Origin of the sequence: Segatella copri (genome assembly GCF_015074785.1) — a bacterium.
Lineage (GTDB): Bacteria > Bacteroidota > Bacteroidia > Bacteroidales > Bacteroidaceae > Prevotella.
Window position 1 is genome coordinate 3,731,342 of sequence record NZ_CP042464.1, and the last position, 17,288, is coordinate 3,748,629.

The following is a 17,288-nucleotide window of genomic DNA, read 5'->3' on the forward strand; positions in this document are numbered from 1 at the left end:
TTCTAATCCTGGGTAGGGTAGATGAGGTTTTCTTCCCTGATGCAGCAGAGCACCTCATCCAGATATTTTCTGGCTTCATATTTCGCCATAGGCAGGTCGTGGAGCAGGTAGTTGCCGCAGTCCTTTGCCGCCTGTCCCGGAATCTCGCCCTCGAAATCGGCGATAAACTTAAAGGTGCGCTTCATCAGTTCCACGATGTCCTTGCTCTCCAGGTCGCCCTTGATAAGGAGATAGTTGCCCGTGAGGCATCCCATCGGTCCCCAGTAGATGATGCGGTCCTTCCACTCCTCGTCGTTGCGCAGATAGGTGGCAGCCAGGTGTTCGATGGTATGGATGGCACCGTTGTGCAGACAAGGCTCCTGGTTAGGCACCTTCATGCGGATATCAAATGTTGTGATGACTTCTCCGCCTACTTCGTCCTTACGGCTCACGTAGATGCCGCGGAGCAGCTTATTGTGATTGATTGTAAAACTTGGAATCTTATTCATCTTGATAATTAATAATTTACAGTTTACAGACTTTCGAGGAAAGCCTTGGTAACATTGAAAGAGCCTTCAGCCATTTTAGCCCAGAAGTCGAAATACTGCTGTGCCTTGGTATCTTTCAGCGGTACATCGCTGATGATGCGGAAGGAGATGAAAGGCGTCTTGTAGATGTGGCAGGTCTGGGCGATAGAGCAGCTCTCCATATCCACCGCCATCGCCTGAGGGAAGTGTTCCAGGATAGAGCGCATCTTCTCCTTGTAGTCTACAAACCATTCGCCGCTCACAATCTGTCCGGCGTGGATCTTCGGGTGCCTGTTGCCCGGCAGGTTGTTGATGGCGAGTGCCTTCTCCACATATTCCTTAGGTGTTTTGAAGAAAGCAGGCATGCCTAGAATCTGTCCGAATTCGCATTCCTCGCCGCAGTAGGCATCGTGGTAAACGCAGTTGGTTGCCACCACCACCTCAGTCACGTTGAGGTTGATATCAGCGCCTCCAGCCACGCCTGAAGAGATAACAAGGTCTGGGTGATAGTTGTCAATCATTTCTACGGCACCTATGGTACTGTTCACCTTACCGATGCCGCATTGTTGCATCACCACCTCGTTATTGCCTATCTTTCCGATAACGAAGTCCTTATAGTTTTTTCTCTCAACCTGCGATTCGGTCAATAATGTTTTGAGTTGCGCAAACTCCTTGTCCATCGCAACGATAATTCCTATTTTCATATTGTATACTAACTTTTGGGTGCAAAGTTACTAAAAATATTGCAGAGAGTAGCAAAGTTTAAGGAGTTTTTAAGGAAAAAGGCTTTTAAAGGTAAAAAGGTAAAAAAGTAAAAAGAGCCTTAACCCTTTATAACCCCATTCCCTCGTAAATTTATATAGCCCCTGGTGTGTTCTTACATCAGGGGCTTTTAACATTACGGGGGACCAGCGATGGAATCGCTGGGAACGGGGACGAACGGGGGTAGGCTCTTTTTACCTTTTTACTTTTTTACCTTTTTACCTTTAAAAGTTTCTAGAAGTTAACTCCGAAATTGAGCTGGAGGGCTCCATTGCGCGATTTGTCGAAACTGTCGTGGCAGATGTTGGCAAGACCGATGTCGTAGGTGAGATCGGCATAGAACATGTCGTAGCCGATGCCGCAGCCGATGCGGATACCACCATCAAGGCGGCGGAAGTTTGCATCCTTGAACGAACTCTCTGCTTCACGCTCGGCAAAGTTCTTGATCTTGCCTCCTACACCAACGGCAAAATAGCCGCCTACCTGAGGCTGGATGGAGAAGTGGTCGTCTACTTCGTACTTGTACTTCAGTACGGCTGGAATCTCAAGATAATTGAGATCGTAGGTCATCTTCTTGCCTTCAGGAAGTTCCTTCTTGCCACCTTTCTCTATATATGAAAGTCCGGTCTCGAGATAGAGTGGGGCGCTGTCGGTCAATGGGATGCCGGCTACTACGCCCACATTCAGTCCGGTCTGCCAGTCGCCACCATCCAGACGGGAATCGTCGGAATTGACAAAGGTGAAGGCAGGACCGATGCGGAATCCGTAATATGGGCTGCCGTAGTTGTGGTTGTAACGGTAGTCGAGATGCCCCGTCTGCTTGTTATAATATCTGCTGTCACGATAATTCTGTGCTGTTGCCGGCATCAGAGCCAGAAGCAATGCCATCATGATGAATGCTAATCTTTTCATAATTCTTATTCTTTTATACATTAATATATTCTGTTTGAAGAAACTTGTTTTACGGTGCAAAGGTAGGGATAAAAAACGAAACGGCAGCGAGCGTTTCCCTAAATGATAGAGGGGAACCCCTATTTCTGACCTAATACAACTTTCTCAACAAAAAAAATATAAATTTTTGCTATATTTTTTTGTTTTGTCTCCAATTTGTGCTATCTTTGCCTTCAAATTATAAACGTTTATATAGAAATATGAAATTTTTGAAGAAGTATCTACTGGATATTCTGGTAGTTATTGCATTTGCAATCATCTCCTTCGTCTACTTTATGCCTGCCGATATGGACGGACGAATCCTCTTCCGTCATGATGCAGCGGCAGGAAAGGGACTGGGACACGAAAAGGAACTCTTCCAGCAGCAGACGGGAGAGACTACACGATGGACGAACTCGGTGTTTGGCGGTATGCCTACCTATCAGATGTCGCCTTCGTATGACAGTAATCAGGTGCTCAGCCAGATTGTGAAGGCATATCATCTGTGGTTGCCAGACTATGTTTGGTATGTCTTTGTATACCTCCTGGGCTTCTATATCATGCTGCGTGCCTTCAACTTCAGACAGTCGCTGGCGGCGCTGGGAAGTATCATCTGGGCATTCTCGTCCTACTTTTTCATCATCATCGCTGCCGGACATATCTGGAAGGTATGGGCGCTGGCTTATCTGCCGCCGATGATTGCGGGCGTGGTGCTTGCCTATCGGGGCAAGTATCTCAAGGGACTGCTCCTTACTGCCATCTTCTCGGCTTTCGAGGTGCAGGCTAACCACGTGCAGATGACTTATTACTACCTCTTTATCATCCTCTTCATGGTGATTGCCTTCCTGGTAGATGCCATCAAGAAAGGTGAACTCGCACGTTTCGGAAAGGCTACGGCGGTATGCGTGGTGGGTGCCCTCATCGGTATCTCGCTCAACCTCTCGAACCTTTATCATACCTGGCAGTATGGTCAGGAAACCATGCGTGGAAAGAGTGAACTTGTAAAGAAAAATGCGGCTAACCAGACCAGCAGCGGTCTGGATAGAGACTATATCACACAGTGGAGCTACGGTATCGACGAAACCTGGACGCTGATGATTCCGGATGCCAAGGGCGGTGCCTCCGTGCCGCTGGCGCAGAACCAGCAGGCTATGGAGAAGGCAGATCCTAACTTTGTGCAGATTTACCAGCAGCTGGGACAGTACTGGGGCAACCAGCCGGGAACGAGCGGACCGGTATATGTAGGCGCTTTCGTCTGCATGCTCTTTATCCTCGGTCTGTTTATCGTGAAGGGGCCGATGAAGTGGGCGCTGTTCGCTGCCACCATTCTGAGCATCCTGCTCGCCTGGGGTAGAAACTTCATGCCGTTTACCAATTTCTTCCTCGATTATGTGCCGATGTATGCCAAGTTCCGAACGGTGGCATCTATCCTGGTTATCGCAGAATTCACCATCCCGCTCCTGGCGATGATGGCGCTGAAGAAGATTGTAGATGAGCCGGAGATTCTGACAGAGAAGATAAAATATGTATATGCCAGCTTTGGTCTGACAGCAGGCTTCTGTCTGCTCTTTGCCATCATGCCGGGCGTATTCTTCCCAGATTTCGTATCGGTACAGGAGACACAGGCGCTGCAGCAGTTGCCTCAGGAGTATATCTCTCCAATCATGAGCAATCTGACGGATATCCGCAAGGGCATCTTCACATCCGACTGCTGGCGTTCGTTCTGGATCATCCTCATCGGTTCGGCACTGCTGATGCTCTTCAAGATGAAGAAGCTGGGCAAGGAATATATGATTGCCGGTATCGCTGTGCTCTGTCTGGTGGATATGTGGATGGTGAACAAGCGCTATCTCTACGATGATATGTTCGTAGACAAGGCGCAGCGCGATACACCGCAGCAGATGACCGAGACCGACAAGATTATCTGCCGTGACAAGGCACTCGACTACCGTGTGCTGAATCTGGCATCGAATACATTCAATGAGAACGAGACCTCTTACTACCACAAGAGCATCGGCGGTTATCATCCAGCCAAGCTCCGTCGCTACCAGGAGATGATTGATGCTCACATCGCTCCTGAAATGCAGAAGACGATGCAGGCGGTAGCTGCTGCGGGCGGCGATATGACCAAGGTGAACGGCGACAGTATCTATCCGGTATTGAACATGCTGAACACCAAATACTTCATCATGCCGCTGCAGGGCGGACAGACCGTTCCGGTTCAGAATCCGTATGCCTACGGCAATGCATGGTTCGTAGACGAGGTGAAGTATGTGAACAATGCCAACGAGGAAATCGATGGTGTGGGCAAGGTGAACCTCCGACATGTGGCTGTGGCTGATGCCAAGTTTAAGGAACAGCTGGCGCAGAGCGTGAAGCAGGATGATACTTCGGTGGTGAAGATGACGCAGTATAAGCCGAACAACCTGACTTACGAGGTGAAGTCGAGCAAGGGCGGCGTGATCGTATTCTCTGAGATTTACTATCCGGGCTGGACGGCTATGGTTGATGGACAGCCGGCTGAGCTGGGCAGAGTGAACTATATTCTGCGTGCGCTGAACGTGAAGGCTGGTAACCACAAAGTGGTTCTCGATTTCCATCCTCAGTCGCTCAAGAATACCGAGACGGTGGCTTACATCGGTTATGGCGTTCTGGCTCTCCTTATTATAATAGGTGTAGTGGTTGAGGTGAGAAAACGCAAGAAGGCTTCTCCGGAAGTGAATGAATAAAAAGGAGAAAGACTTATGCTGTTTCGCACAGAAATAGATATTCCGAAGGCCGACTTCGAGATAGGGGCGGCAGAGCGGATGCTCTTTGTGGGCAGTTGCTTTGCCGACAATCTGGGTAGGCGGTTTGTGGAGAACCGCTTCCGGGCTACGGTGAATCCCTTCGGGGTGATGTATAATCCGGCAAGCATTCTCCATACGGTAGAGAAATGTTCCGAGGTCCGTCCCCGTGTGGCTGTCTTTACGCTGGGTACCAACCATGTGTATATCCTGAAGGAGACAGGCGAGATAGTGGACAACTGCCAGAAGCGCCCGCAGCGCCTCTTCGAAGAGCGGGAACTGAGCGTGGACGAATGTGCCGGCTATCTGCAGAAGGCTATCAATCTGCTGAAATCGCAGACCGCAGCATCTGATGGCAGTGAAGGCTCGCTGAAGGTCATCATCACGGTAAGTCCTATCCGCTATGCCAAATACGGCTATCCCGGGAGTCAGCTTTCGAAGGCTACGCTCCTGCTGGCAGCCGATAAGCTGGTGAAGGAGAATCCCGGAGTGGTGAGCTATTTCCCGGCTTACGAGATCATGAACGATGAACTCCGTGACTACCGCTTCTACAAGGAAGACATGCTGCACCCGAGCGAACAGGCTGTGGAATATATCTGGGAGCGGTTCCGGGCAACTTACTTCGGCAAGGCAGCGGAGCAGTTTCTGGAAGACTGGAGGCCTATCCGCGAAGCACTCGGCCACAAGCCCTTCCATCCCGAGAGCGAGGAACATCAGAAGTTCATCGCCAGGACGGAAGAGAAGAAAAGACAATTTGAGGAGAAATATCATCTCTTATAAAATAAAGAATATTTAAATAACAAGACAATGACATATACTATTGAAAAGGTAACCACACTGATAGGTGCGCGTCGCTATGGAGACAATGATACCAACATCGGTTTTATCCTGACCGATAGTCGTTCACTTTGTTTCCCAGAGGAAACTCTGTTCTTTGCGCTCAAGTCGGAGCGCAATGATGGTCATAACTACATCCCTGAGCTGTATCGCAGAGGTGTGAAAAACTTTGTTGTAACGAATGTGCCTAAGGGCTATGCTTCTGATTATCCGGGAGCCAACTTCCTGAAGGTAGTAAACACGCTCGAGGCTCTCCAGCGTCTGGCTGAGCGCCATCGTGACGAGTTCAACATCCCTATCGTAGGCATCACGGGTTCAAACGGCAAGACCATGGTCAAGGAGTGGCTCTACCAGCTGCTCTCGCCAAGCATGTTTGTTACCCGCAGTCCGCGCAGTTACAACTCTCAGATAGGTGTGCCATTGTCGGTATGGCTGATGAACGAGCAGACCCAGGTGGGCGTTTTCGAGGCAGGTATCAGTATGCCTGGCGAAATGCTTGCCCTGCGTGACATCATCCAGCCAACCATCGCCGTACTGACCAATCTGGGTGCTGCGCATCAGGAGAACTTCTCTTCCATGGAGGAGAAATGCCGGGAGAAACTCATCCTCTTCCATGATGCAGAGACCGTAATCTATGATGGCGATGACGAGGTTATCAACAAGGTGATAGCCGAATATCCCGACTATAAAGGCGAGAAACTCTTCTGGTCGCTCAAGAATGCGGAGGCTCCTTTCTATGTGAAGAACATCGAGAAGCAGCAGAGCGTGAGCGTGATTACCTATATATATAAAGGTGAGGAAGACAGTTTCTCTATCCCGTTCATCGACGATGCATCTGTACAGAATGCCATCATCTCTGCTGTCGTGGCATCGAAACTCGGTCTTTCGGCTGAAGATATCGACAAGCGCATGGCACAGCTCGAACCTGTGGCAATGAGACTGGAGGTGAAGGTTGGACAGCACGGATGTACGCTGATCAACGACAGCTACAACAGTGATATCAACTCGCTTGATATCGCCCTCGACTTCATGAACCGCCGTCCAGACCATCGCGGTCGTCGCCATACACTGATATTGAGCGACATCTACCAGAGCGGTCAGGAACCGGAGGCTTTATATAAAGAGGTGAGCGATTTAGCCCGTAAACGTGGCGTGGTAAAGTTCATCGGTATCGGTCCTGAGCTCTGCAAGCAGCACGATGAGATTCAGATTTCAGAGAAGTTCTTCTTCCCGAATGTAGAGGAATTCATCGCCAGCGAGGTGTTTGCTTCCCTGCGCGATGAGGTGATTCTGCTGAAGGGCGCCCGCCAGTTTGGCTTTGACCAGCTCACCGAACTGCTGGTACAGAAGGTACACGAGACTACGCTGGAGGTGAACCTGAATGCCGTGGTAGCCAATCTGAACTACTACCGTGCGTTTATGAAGCCGGAAACCAAGCTGGTATGCATGATCAAGGCAGACGGCTACGGTGCAGGTGCCGTGGAGATAGCCAAGACCCTGCAGGATCATCGTGTAGACTATCTGGCTGTGGCTGTAGCCGATGAGGGCGTTACGCTGCGCAAGAACGGCATCACCAGCAACATCATGATCATGAATCCGGAGATGACCGCCTTCAAGACCATGTTCGATTACGACCTGGAGCCGGAGGTTTACTCTTTCCGTCTGCTCGATGCGCTCATCAAGGCAGCTGAGAAAGAGGGAGTAACCGGTTTCCCTGTCCATATCAAGCTGGATACCGGCATGCACCGCATGGGCTTCGACCCTGAGAACGATATGGAGGAACTCATCGGCAAGCTGAAGCACCAGAATGCCATCATCCCACGTTCTGTGTTCTCTCACTTCGTGGGTAGCGATGACGACAGCTTCGATGATTTCTCAGCTCATCAGTTTGAACTCTTCGACAAGGGCAGCAAGCAGTTGCAGGCAGCCTTCGACCATAAGATTTTGCGCCATATCTGCAATTCGGCAGGTATCGAGCACTTCCCGGAGCGCCAGCTGGATATGTGCCGTCTGGGACTCGGACTCTATGGCATCAATTCGCGCAACAACAAGACCATCAACTGCGTGAGCACCCTGAAGACAACCATTCTGCAGATGCACAACGTGAAGGCAGGTGACAGTGTGGGCTACAGCCGCAAGACCATTCTCGACAGAGACAGCGTCATCGCAGCCATCCCTATCGGGTATGCTGACGGACTGAACCGCCGTCTGGGCAACCGTCATGCCTACTGTCTGGTGAACGGTCAGAAGGCAGATTATGTGGGCAACATCTGTATGGATGTGGCTATGATAGACGTGACCGACATCCCTTGCAAGGAAGGAGATTCGGTAGAAATCTTCGGCGAGCATCTGCCTGTCCAGACTCTGAGCGATATCCTCGAGACCATCCCTTACGAGGTGCTGACCACCATCAGCAACCGTGTGAAGAGAGTTTACTTCCAGGACTAGGAAGTGAAGAGGGAAGAACGAAGAGGGAAGAACGAAGACCGATTCGGTAAAAATCATTTAAAAACGTATAAAAATAGAGAAATCCTATCAGAAATGTTCTGATAGGATTTTTTTTTGCGTAAATTTTTCCATCAAAACGTATTGTAATTGAAGAAAAAAGTGTATCTTTGCACACAACAAATCATTAAAAGACAAAAGAGGGTGCTCTTTGTCGTGTATTTTCTAACAATTAAACAATACTACAAATTAAAATGGAACAAGTATTTAGCTATATTATCAGTCTCGGTGCGAGCGTGATGATGCCTATCATCTTCACGGTCATCGGTCTGTGTATTGGCATGAAATTCGGAAAGGCTCTGAAGTCGGGACTCTTCGTAGGCGTGGGTTTCGTAGGCTTGGGCGTGGTAACAGCATTGCTGACTACCAACTTCAACGACCCATTGAAGGCTATTTCTGACATCTACCACCTACAGTTAAACGTTTTTGACATGGGATGGCCTGCAGCTGCAGCTGTAGCTTACAATACAGCAGTGGGCGCATTGATTATCCCAATATGTCTGGGTGTCAACTTCTTGATGTTGATTACTAAGACAACACGTACAGTGAATATCGACCTCTGGAACTACTGGCACTTCGCCTTTATCGGTGCGGTGGCTTACTTCGTGATGGGCCAGAGTTTGCTCTGGGGCTATTTCGCAGCCATCGTCTGCTACATCAACACGCTGGTTTGTGCAGACCTGACAGCCGACAGATTCCAGAAATATTATGATTTGGATGGTATCTCAATTCCGCAGCCATTCTGCCAGAGTTTCATGCCATTCGCAATCGTTTTCAATAAACTCTTCGATATGATTCCGGGCTTCTCTAAGCTCGATATTGATGCAGAGGGACTGAAGAAGAAGTTTGGTGTGCTCGGCGAGCCACTGGTACTCGGCGTTATCGTAGGTGCCCTGATAGGTTGGGCAGCCCAGCTCGATATCAAGAAGATTCTCTTCCTGGGTGTAACGATGGGAGCCGTGATGGAGTTGATTCCTCGTATTACAGCCCTGTTTATCGATGGTTTGAAGCCTATCTCAGAGAAGACACAGGAGTTGGTGAAGACCAAGTTTAACGGCAAGAAGGTTCATATCGGTATGAGTCCTGCCCTGGTTATCGGCCATCCTACTACTCTGGTAGCATCTGTGATTCTGATTCCGGTTATCCTGGCTATCGCAGTCTTCCTGCCAGGCAACCAGTTCTTGCCTTTGGCATCGTTGGCAGGTATGTTCTACCTCTTCCCAATAATTCTGCCGTTTACAAGAGGTAATGTGGTGAAGACGCTTATCATCGGTCTGGTAACTCTCGTCATCGGTCTCTACTTCGTTACCGATATGGCACCCGACTTTACGCTGGCAGCCAACCAGGTTTATGCAGCTACAGGCGATAATGCCGCTCATATCCCTGACGGATTCTCAGGCGGTGCACTCGATTTCGCATCCTCTCTCTTCGGATGGGTTATCTATCGCGGTGTGAAGCTTTCATACGTAGGTATGGGTGTTCTTGCAGTCATCACGGTAGCCATGATGGTTATCAACCGTCAGCGCATCGTGAAGGAGGAAAAAAGTAAAAAGGTAAAAGGGTAAAAAGAGCCTTAACCCCTTCCTCCCTCTTTGCGCCCCCGTTCCCAGCGATTCCATCGCTGGTCCCCTAAAGATAAAATATCAATAATAAACAAGATATATGAAGAAATTAACATTAATATTAGCAGCAATGGTATTAACAGCAAGTCAGGCTTTTGGCCAGTGTGGAAAATGTGGTTATGAAGTGAAGGCAGAAAATACCTACACTAACTACAACGTTCGTTATGCAAGCAATCCGATGGATGCAAAGCACTATACAACAGATCGCCTTCGCGGTGAATTCGCTATCGAGAAGGTGTTTGCTCCAGGCGAGGTAAACTGGACATACACCATGTTCGACCGCTTCCTCATCGGTGGTGCTGAGCCAACAACCGCTCCTCTGAAGCTGACTTCTATCGCTCCTCTCTATACAGACAAGCCAAACGATCAGAAGAATCTGCTCGACAACCGCGAGTTGGGTATCATCAACATCGGTGGCGAGGGTACTGTTACCGTTGACGGCAAGAAGTATACACTCGGTTTCCAGGAGGCTCTCTATGTAGGTCGTGGTGCCAAGAACATCGAGGTAAGCAGCAAGAATGCAGCTAAGCCAGCTAAGTTCTATATGAACAGTGCTTGCGCTCATCAGACATATCCTACCAAGAAGGTTACCCTGAAAGATGCCAACAACATCAAGGCTGGTAGCCTGAAGGAGAGCAACGACCGCGTAATCCACCAGTTGATTATCGATGGTGTAGCCGGTGTTCGTACCTGCCAGTTGCAGATGGGTGTTACTGAGTTGAAGGAGGGTTCTGTATGGAACACTATGCCAGCTCATACTCATCTCCGCCGTATGGAGACTTACCTTTATTATAATGTACCAGAGGGTCAGAAGATTCTCCACGTAATGGGTGAACCACAGGAGACACGTCCTATCTGGTTGAACAACGAGCAGGCTGTGATTTCTCCAGAGTGGTCTATCCACTGTGCAGCAGGTACCAGCAACTATACCTTTATCTGGGGTATGGCAGGTGAGAATCTGATCTACAACGATATGCAGGTAGTGAAGATTCCTACATTGGAATAATAAGATACATGATATGGCAACCTGGTTCATGATTAATATGAGCCAGGCTTTGCCGTCCAAATAGTAATCTAAAATAAAAATAAGTATAACGCTTAAAAACTTTTTGTAAAATGAGTCCTATTACAACAAGCAAAATGTCCAACTTCCGTTGGGTAATCTGTGCGCTGCTCTTCATCGCAACCACAGTCAATTACATGGACCGTCAGGTTCTCTCTTTAACATGGAAAGACTTTATTGCTCCAGAATTCCACTGGACAGATGATCACTATGGTACCATCACCGGTCTTTTCTCAATCTTCTATGCCATCGCCAACCTCTTCGCAGGTAAGTTCGTTGACTGGATGGGCACCAAGAAAGGTTATCTCATCGCTATCTTCGTATGGTCAACAGGTGCTGTGATGCACGCCGGTTGCGGTTGGGTAGCTATGCAGATGGAAGGATATGATTCTATCGAGGCGCTTCGCATTGTGCAGGCTGGTAGTGATGCAGCCGTAGCGATTGCTACAATCAGTGTATGGCTGTTCCTCTCTTGCCGTTTGATTCTTGCTGTGGGTGAGGCTGGTAACTTCCCTGCAGCCATCAAGGTAACAGCAGAGTATTTCCCTAAGAAAGACCGTGCTTTCTCTACCGCTATCTTCAATAGTGGTGCTTCTGTAGGTGCTTTGGCAGCTCCAGCTACCATTCCATTGTTGGCTCGCAGCATGGGCTGGGAGTGGGCTTTCATCATCATCGGTGTGCTCGGTTATATATGGATGGGCCTCTGGGTATGGCTCTATGACAAACCATCTGAGAGCAAGCATGTAAACAAGGCTGAGCTTACTTATATTGAGCAGGATGAGGACCTCGAAAAGGTTGAGGCTGAGAAAGAGACAGAAACTGCCGCTGAGGAGAAAACTATCGGCTTCCTGAAGTGCTTCAGCTACCGTCAGACCTGGTCATTCATCGTAGGTAAGTTGATGACTGATGGTGTTTGGTGGTTCTTCCTTTTCTGGGCACCAGCTTATTTCTCTGACCAGTATGGTTATTCTTCAGATTCTGGTATGGGTATCGCCCTCATCTTCACTCTCTATGCTATTGTAACCGTATTGAGTATTGGTGGTGGTTACTTGCCAACCTACTTTGTAGACAAGAAGGGTATGAATCCATATATCGGTAGAATGCGTGCGATGTTGATATTCGCTTGCTTCCCATTGCTCGGTCTGATAGCCCAGCCTATGGGTGCGTACAGTGCATGGTGGCCAGCTATCATCATCGGTTTGCTCGGTGCAGGTCATCAGGCTTGGTCTGCTAACCTCTATTCTACCATCGGTGATATGTTCCCTAAGTCAACTGTAGCTACCATCACCGGTATTGGTGCAATGGCAGGTGGTATCGGTTCCTTCCTGATTAACAAGGGCTCCGGTATGCTCTTCACCTATGCAGAGGGTCAGGGTTCTGCCTTCAGTTTCATGGGCTTCGATGGCAAGCCAGGTGCCTACATGATTGTATTCTGCATCTGTAGTGTTGCTTACCTCGTAGGCTGGTGCATCATGAAGGCATTGGTTCCTAAGTACAAGCCAATCGTTGTAGAATAATGAAAAGGTAAAAAAGTAAAAAGGTAAAAAGGTAAAAAGGGCACCTCGCTGGTTAACATTCCGCTAGGCTTTTTTACCTTTTTACCTTTTTACTTTTAAATAAATCCTTGTTGCTTGAGGGCTTCGATAAACCCAACGCTCATCGCCTCGCAATCCTTCTTTGTGTATCGGATGTCGGTAAAAACCTGGGCTAGGGTCTCTACGTTGTTGATGCGAACGAACTCCTTGTTTTCTTCCAGAGCTTCCTTCTCTGCATAGAAATCGTCAATCTTCTCTGGGGTATAATCCTCGAAATGCTCGTGGTGGATGATGCTGCGCAGAGGGAGACGGTCGCTCAGGGCTGGATGTTCTGCCGGCCATCCGATGGTCAATGTGGCTACTGGCATTACAAGCTTAGGGAGTTTCAGGGTGTCGATGATCATCTTTGGCATATAAACCGTAGTTCCCAGGAAGCAAGTACCCAAGCCAGCCTCTTCTGCCAGATTGGTGAAGGTCTGGGTAAAGAGAAGGGCATCGGTAGCTGCATTCATAAAAGAGAGAATGTTGTCATAGCCCGGGGTTCCCTTGCGGTTCTCTGCCCAGAGGGTTGTGCGGCGATAATCGGCACAGATGGTGAGGACGACAGGGGCTTCTGTTACCATCGGCTGGTTGAAGTGGGCTGGCGCCAGTGCCTTCTTTCCTTCTTCACTTCTTGTTACCACAACGCTGTAAAGCTGCAGGTTTCCCATTGTCGGGGTGCGCTCTGCCTCTTCCAAAAGGCGGTTCAGGAGTTCTTCAGATACTTCCTTCTCTGCATATTTTCTGATGCTTGTTCTGTTCTTAATTGATTCCATATCTTTTTTATTTTATCATTATACCTTATTATATATATAGGAGTTCTGTTCCATTTCAGAACCCTATTTTGCTGCAAAGTTAGTGAAAGTTTCCCAAAAAGTTGTCTTTCTTTCGCTTTTTTAGTGAAATATATGCCAAAACGTTTCAGATTTTAGAAATAAAAGTTTAATTTTGCACCTAAATATGAAACGTTTGATATGAAATATACTGAAAATATGACTTTTGAAGAGGCTTCCAAGGCTCTTATAGATGAATTGAATGCTAATCTGGCAACACTTCATCAGAATTATCATGTAGAACAGTCTGATTGGAATAAACTCTATGATCAGATAGCCAATGTTGTTTCAGAGGAAACTCATCTTCCTGTTTTCTCTCCTGAAGTAATGGAGGTGCGACCTCGAGAACTGGAATGCGATGTGGTGCGATTCCAGAATAATAAGGAGAAATGGGTGGCTCTGGTAGGACTGCTCGATGGTCATCCATACGAAATCTTTACGGGTTTACAGGATGAGGACGAGGGTATCATGCTGCCTAAATCTGTAAGCAAAGGCAAGATTGTGAAGACCATTCTGGATGGAGGATTGAAGCGATACGACTTCCAGTTTGTGAACAAGCGAGGTTATAAGATTACGGTTGAGGGATTGAGCGAGAAGTTTAATCCTGAATACTGGAACTATGCCAAGCTGATTTCCGGTGTGCTGCGCTACCGTATGCCTATCGAACATGTCATCAAACTCGTTTATCAGCTCCAGCTTACTTCAGATAACATCAATACCTGGAAGAAAGGTGTTGTGACAGCCCTGAAGAGATATCTGAAGGATGGTAGCCTGATGAAACTTTACGATGATAGCGATTCCGAATCCTAATCCCCAAGATAGAACTGATATAAACTATGCTTTTCCGTAGTAAGATATACTTGAAGAATGTCCGTTTCCATGCATATCACGGCGTTCTGCCACAGGAAACCCAGGTGGGCAACGATTATGTGGTGAATCTGGATGTGAGCTATGATTTCTCCAGAGCCATGGAAACCGATGAACTGGCTGGAACCCTCAACTATGCAGAACTCTATGAACTCGTGAAACAGGAGATGGAGATACCTAGCAAACTGCTGGAACATGTAGCCGGAAGGATAGGAAAGCGACTCTTTGCAGAATATCCGACTATTCAGAAAATACAACTCGCCATTACCAAAGTTAATCCTCCTTTTGGAGCAGATTGTGACGGCGCAGGGGTAGAAGTTGTATTAACAAATGATAAAACTTTATAGTAGATTTAGGTTTTCTGATACAAAAGTAGTAATTTTGCAAAATCATCAGAAAGTTATGTTGAAGAAAATAACACTCATATTGACCCTATTGTGTATGTTGGTGCTGACAGCGACAGGCGCCAACCGCCGTTTCACGCTCGTCATCGACCCAGGTCATGGCGGTCATGATGCGGGTGCACTTGGTGCTATTTCCAAAGAAAAGAATATCAATCTCTCTGTGGCATTGCAGTTTGGCAAATATGTTGAGCGCAATATGCCGGATGTGAGAGTCATCTATACCCGTAAGACGGATGTCTTTATTCCTCTGAAACAGCGTGCCAACATTGCTAACCGCGCCAATGCCGACCTGTTTATCTCGGTACATACCAATGCGCTGCCAGCCGGTAAGATAGCCCGCGGTTTTGAAACCTATACGCTCGGTATGCACCGTGCCAAGGATAATCTCGATGTGGCTATGCGAGAGAACTCTGTTATCTCGATGGAGAAGGGCTATCAGCAGACCTATCAGGGTTTCAACCCAAGATCTTCTGAAAGCTACATCATCTTCGAGTTTATACAGGGTAAGAATATGGAGAGAAGCGTAGAACTGGCGCGCAATATCCAGCGAAAGGTATGCAACGGTGCCAACCGTCCGGATAAGGGTGTACATCAGGCTGGATTCCTGGTTCTCAGAGAAACCTCGATGCCAAGCTGTCTGATAGAGCTCGGTTTCATCACCACTGCTGATGAAGAAAGACTGCTCAACGATGCCAGCAGGGTGGATGATATCGCCCGAGGTATCTACGAAGGTTTTGCGCAATATCGCAATAAATACGATAAATCCATCTCGGTTCCTTATCGTGCTGCAGATACCGAATCGGTGTCGGTTGCCAAGATCGTTTCTGATACGAAGCAGGAGAAGGACGAACGCCGTGCAGAGAAGGCGGATACTGCTCCGGGAAGAACGGTGAAGCAGGTGGAAACCAGAGCAACAAAGGCTAAAACGGTTCAGCAGAACAGAAGACAGAACCAGCAGGATAAGCCGGCTCAGCAGAGCAGACAGACGCAGCAGAACAGACAGAACCAGCAGAACAGAACTGTAGCTCAGAACAAGCCGGCACAGCAGAAAGCCAATGTAGCCGATGCGCCTGTCTTCAAGCTTCAGATATTTGTCAGCAACCGCACGCTCCGCAAGGGCGATGCCCATTTCAAGGGCGAAACCGGTTATGACAGTTATCAGGAAGGCAATATGGTGAAATATACGATGGGAGCCTCTACCAACTATAATGAGATTTTCCGCTTGCGCAAGACGCTTGCCGAGAAGTTCCCGGAAGCTTTCATCATAGCTTTCAAGAATGGAAAGAAATATGATGTGAATCAGGCTATACGTGAGTTCAAACAGAACAGAAACCGCTGATTGACCTGAGTAAGGATAAGATATAAGCACGAATATATAAAGAGATAAATATGAAGCTAACAAAAGAAATCAAGATAGCTCTTGTAGCTATTGTCGGTATTTTGGTTATGTATTTCGGAATCAATTTTCTGAAAGGCATGAATCTGTTCTCTACCAACAACGCCTACTATATGACGTTTGATGACATCCAGGGACTGGGTGCCTCTACGCCTATTTATGCGGATGGTTATAAGGTAGGTACCGTGGATGGTTTGGAATATGATTACAAGGAGAATGGTCCTATCAAAGTAAAGGTGGATATTAACAAGGATTTGAGAATCCCGCAGGGCAGTAAAGCCGAGATAGTAAAAGACCTGATGGGTAACCTGCAGGTGAATCTGCTTCTGGCAAACAATCCGCGCGAAAGAGTAGAACCGGGTGGTATCATTCCGGGTGCTGTAAACGGAGGCATGATGGATAAGGCTGCCAACCTGGTTCCGGTAGTGGAAAAGATGTTGCCAAAACTGGATTCTATCCTTACCAGCGTGAATGCGCTGCTGGCTGACCCGGCTCTGGCTGCTTCGCTGCATAATGTGGAAACCATCACAAGCAACCTCACCGTTTCTACACGTGAGTTGAATACGCTGATGGCGGGACTTAACAAACAGGTTCCGGGTATGATAGGAAAGGCAAATGGCGTGCTGGATAATACCAACCGTCTCACAGCTAATCTGGCCAGTCTTGATGTGCAGGGCACTTTGAACAAGGTGAACCAGACTTTGGAGAGTGCTCATCAGTTTACTGAGAAGCTGAACAGCAACCAGGGCAGCCTCGGATTGCTGATGAACGATACCAAGCTGTACGACAATCTGACGTCAACCATGAGTCATGCCGACTCTCTGGTTATCGACTTGAAGGCACATCCGAAACGCTATGTCCATTTCTCTGTTTTCGGCAGAAAAGACAAGTAAAAAGAGTTCGAGCTAAATAAATTTAGTCTAAATAAGATTCGGTATGTTTCACGCCCCGAAATGACTCGCAAACTGTTTGTTTGTTAGCCGTTTCGGGGACGTTACATTATTGTTTCACTGAATTTCAGTCTGCTATATTTGTATTTTAGACAAGTGTTTGGTATTCAGTAATTTAAAGACTATCTATTAAAATGTTTTAAATAAGGGGATTTGCATTTCTCCTATTTTTTTTGTAACTTTGCACGTGATTTCACATCTTTCGGTGCGTCCCATCATTTGTGAATTAAAGTATTAATAATATTAGTAATCA

The 17,288-nt window shown here is 47.7% G+C and carries 13 protein-coding genes and 1 pseudogene; 10 read left to right on the plus strand and 4 right to left on the minus strand.

Annotation, left to right across the window (positions count from 1 at the left end):
- Window positions 1-2: 2 nt before the first annotated feature.
- From FO447_RS15295 to FO447_RS15305, 3 genes are all read right to left on the minus strand, one after another.
- A complete protein-coding gene (locus tag FO447_RS15295) occupies window positions 3-488 on the minus strand; it encodes an S-ribosylhomocysteine lyase (RefSeq protein WP_117587516.1) in 486 nt (161 codons plus the stop codon).
- Between the two features lie 23 nt (window positions 489-511).
- A complete protein-coding gene (locus tag FO447_RS15300; RefSeq protein WP_200757108.1) occupies window positions 512-1,210 on the minus strand; it encodes a 5'-methylthioadenosine/adenosylhomocysteine nucleosidase in 699 nt (232 codons plus the stop codon).
- A 292-nt stretch (window positions 1,211-1,502) separates the two neighbouring features.
- Entirely contained in the window at window positions 1,503-2,180 is a 678-nt protein-coding gene (locus FO447_RS15305; RefSeq protein WP_234699026.1) for an outer membrane beta-barrel protein, read from the minus strand.
- A 239-nt stretch (window positions 2,181-2,419) separates the two neighbouring features.
- Between FO447_RS15305 and FO447_RS15310 the strand changes: the two genes are divergently transcribed.
- The 6 genes from FO447_RS15310 (at window position 2,420) to FO447_RS15335 (ending at window position 12,528) form a co-directional block, all read left to right on the plus strand.
- Entirely contained in the window at window positions 2,420-4,927 is a 2,508-nt protein-coding gene (locus FO447_RS15310; protein WP_200757112.1) for a YfhO family protein, read from the plus strand.
- Between the two features lie 15 nt (window positions 4,928-4,942).
- The gene (locus FO447_RS15315; protein ID WP_200757113.1) at window positions 4,943-5,764 is read left to right on the plus strand and encodes a GSCFA domain-containing protein; all 822 of its coding nucleotides are present in this window, start codon (window positions 4,943-4,945) and stop codon (window positions 5,762-5,764) included.
- Window positions 5,765-5,791: 27 nt separating this feature from the next.
- Window positions 5,792-8,269 carry a bifunctional UDP-N-acetylmuramoyl-tripeptide:D-alanyl-D-alanine ligase/alanine racemase gene (locus FO447_RS15320; protein ID WP_200757114.1) on the plus strand — a complete coding sequence of 826 codons (2,478 nt, stop codon included), beginning with the start codon at window positions 5,792-5,794 and terminating at the stop codon, window positions 8,267-8,269.
- A 251-nt stretch (window positions 8,270-8,520) separates the two neighbouring features.
- On the plus strand, window positions 8,521-9,891 hold the full coding sequence (locus FO447_RS15325; protein ID WP_200757115.1) for a PTS galactitol transporter subunit IIC: 1,371 nt from the start codon (window positions 8,521-8,523) through the stop codon (window positions 9,889-9,891).
- A gap of 97 nt (window positions 9,892-9,988) precedes the next feature.
- Entirely contained in the window at window positions 9,989-10,954 is a 966-nt protein-coding gene (gene kduI, locus FO447_RS15330) for a 5-dehydro-4-deoxy-D-glucuronate isomerase (protein WP_200757116.1), read from the plus strand.
- Between the two features lie 110 nt (window positions 10,955-11,064).
- Window positions 11,065-12,528, plus strand: coding sequence for an MFS transporter (locus FO447_RS15335; RefSeq protein ID WP_200757118.1), 1,464 nt, complete (start codon window positions 11,065-11,067; stop codon window positions 12,526-12,528).
- A 95-nt stretch (window positions 12,529-12,623) separates the two neighbouring features.
- Here FO447_RS15335 and FO447_RS15340 read toward each other — a convergent pair whose 3' ends face one another.
- The gene (locus tag FO447_RS15340; protein ID WP_022121402.1) at window positions 12,624-13,361 is read right to left on the minus strand and encodes a nitroreductase family protein; all 738 of its coding nucleotides are present in this window, start codon (window positions 13,359-13,361) and stop codon (window positions 12,624-12,626) included.
- Window positions 13,362-13,730: 369 nt separating this feature from the next.
- On the opposite strand from FO447_RS15340, the pseudogene FO447_RS15345 reads away from it, so the two are divergent.
- The 4 genes and pseudogenes from FO447_RS15345 to FO447_RS15360 all read left to right on the plus strand — a co-directional run.
- Window positions 13,731-14,189 (plus strand): annotated as a pseudogene (locus tag FO447_RS15345) (adenosylcobalamin-dependent ribonucleoside-diphosphate reductase); the annotation flags it as partial.
- A gap of 65 nt (window positions 14,190-14,254) precedes the next feature.
- Window positions 14,255-14,632 carry a dihydroneopterin aldolase gene (gene folB / locus FO447_RS15350; RefSeq protein WP_022121401.1) on the plus strand — a complete coding sequence of 126 codons (378 nt, stop codon included), beginning with the start codon at window positions 14,255-14,257 and terminating at the stop codon, window positions 14,630-14,632.
- Window positions 14,633-14,687: 55 nt separating this feature from the next.
- Window positions 14,688-16,028 (plus strand): N-acetylmuramoyl-L-alanine amidase family protein, encoded by a 1,341-nt coding sequence (locus FO447_RS15355; RefSeq protein ID WP_200757120.1) that lies wholly within the window; start codon window positions 14,688-14,690, stop codon window positions 16,026-16,028.
- A gap of 50 nt (window positions 16,029-16,078) precedes the next feature.
- Window positions 16,079-16,978: an MlaD family protein gene (locus FO447_RS15360; RefSeq protein WP_200757122.1), complete on the plus strand. Its 900-nt coding sequence runs from the start codon at window positions 16,079-16,081 to the stop codon at window positions 16,976-16,978.
- Window positions 16,979-17,288: the final 310 nt, after the last annotated feature.

Bases quoted from the DNA above. Each gene is read 5' to 3' on its own strand.
- FO447_RS15295 (WP_117587516.1), bottom strand. From the start codon at position 488: ATGAATAAGATTCCAAGTTTTACAATCAATCACAATAAGCTGCTCCGC.
- FO447_RS15300 (WP_200757108.1), bottom strand. From the start codon at position 1,210: ATGAAAATAGGAATTATCGTTGCGATGGACAAGGAGTTTGCGCAACTC.
- FO447_RS15305 (WP_234699026.1), bottom strand. From the start codon at position 2,180: ATGAAAAGATTAGCATTCATCATGATGGCATTGCTTCTGGCTCTGATG.
- FO447_RS15310 (WP_200757112.1), top strand. From the start codon at position 2,420: ATGAAATTTTTGAAGAAGTATCTACTGGATATTCTGGTAGTTATTGCA.
- FO447_RS15315 (WP_200757113.1), top strand. From the start codon at position 4,943: ATGCTGTTTCGCACAGAAATAGATATTCCGAAGGCCGACTTCGAGATA.
- FO447_RS15320 (WP_200757114.1), top strand. From the start codon at position 5,792: ATGACATATACTATTGAAAAGGTAACCACACTGATAGGTGCGCGTCGC.
- FO447_RS15325 (WP_200757115.1), top strand. From the start codon at position 8,521: ATGGAACAAGTATTTAGCTATATTATCAGTCTCGGTGCGAGCGTGATG.
- kduI (WP_200757116.1), top strand. From the start codon at position 9,989: ATGAAGAAATTAACATTAATATTAGCAGCAATGGTATTAACAGCAAGT.
- FO447_RS15335 (WP_200757118.1), top strand. From the start codon at position 11,065: ATGAGTCCTATTACAACAAGCAAAATGTCCAACTTCCGTTGGGTAATC.
- FO447_RS15340 (WP_022121402.1), bottom strand. From the start codon at position 13,361: ATGGAATCAATTAAGAACAGAACAAGCATCAGAAAATATGCAGAGAAG.
- folB (WP_022121401.1), top strand. From the start codon at position 14,255: ATGCTTTTCCGTAGTAAGATATACTTGAAGAATGTCCGTTTCCATGCA.
- FO447_RS15355 (WP_200757120.1), top strand. From the start codon at position 14,688: ATGTTGAAGAAAATAACACTCATATTGACCCTATTGTGTATGTTGGTG.
- FO447_RS15360 (WP_200757122.1), top strand. From the start codon at position 16,079: ATGAAGCTAACAAAAGAAATCAAGATAGCTCTTGTAGCTATTGTCGGT.